Consider the following 940-nt stretch of genomic DNA (forward strand, 5'->3'; position numbering starts at 1 on the left):
ATTTTGGGGGCTTGCCATAAGCAAGGAAGTAAAATAAGTGAAGCGGGAACCGCTGTGATCACAATAAAAGACTGTAATGCCGAAATACCGCCCTCTCCCATAGAAATAAGCACAATCGCCATCGCGCCCATGACGATTCCCCAAAAAGCACGAATGGCCGCATTAGGATTCGTATCACCACTGATTACGACACTAATGGTATAGGTCATGGAATCACCAGTGGTGACAATGAAGGTTGTTGTTAATACTAGAAATAACAAAGAAACCAACAAAGGAAATGGTAACTGAGCGGTGATTGCTAATAAGGCACCAGGAAGATTAAATCCTTCAAAACCTTGCGCGATCACGCCAGGGGTTGCTAACTCAAAGGCCAAGCCACTACCGCCAACAATACTAAACCAGAAGCAGGTAATGAGTGGAGCGGCAATACTAATCGCCAGAATTAATTGACGTAACGTTCGTCCGCGAGATATTCGAGCAATAAAAATGGCCATCATTGGCCCATATCCAATAAACCAACCCCAGAAAAATACAGTCCACCAACTTAGCCAGTCGGTATCAGCCCGAAACATTGCCATCGGAACAAAATTATCGATCATTGAAGCAACGCCTTGCATGTAACCATCAATAATAAAATGGGTTGGCCCTGCAATCAGAATAAATAACACTAACCCAACCGCGAGAATGATGTTGTAACGGCTAATTATTTGAATGCCTTTACTTAAGCCACTTAAGGCTGAAAAGGTATACAGTGCCATAGCGAATAAAATAACGATAATTTGTGTGGTAAAGCTATCAGGAATACCAAACAACGCATTAAGAGCGTAGCTAATCTGTAATCCGAGAAATCCGATGGGACCAATGGTTCCTGCAGCAACAGCAATAATACTGAGCGCATCAATGGTATTGGCTATCCAACCGTTAACGGCTCCCTGACCAA

General features: G+C 43.3%; 1 protein-coding gene. It reads right to left on the reverse strand.

Annotated features, from left to right (window positions below; translation table 11 throughout):
- The coding region (locus B7C60_RS19210; RefSeq protein WP_245869392.1) for a BCCT family transporter at nt 1-940 on the reverse strand (940 nt) is incomplete at both ends.

Source organism: Vibrio fujianensis, assembly GCF_002749895.1.
Classification (GTDB): Bacteria; Pseudomonadota; Gammaproteobacteria; order Enterobacterales; family Vibrionaceae; genus Vibrio; species Vibrio fujianensis.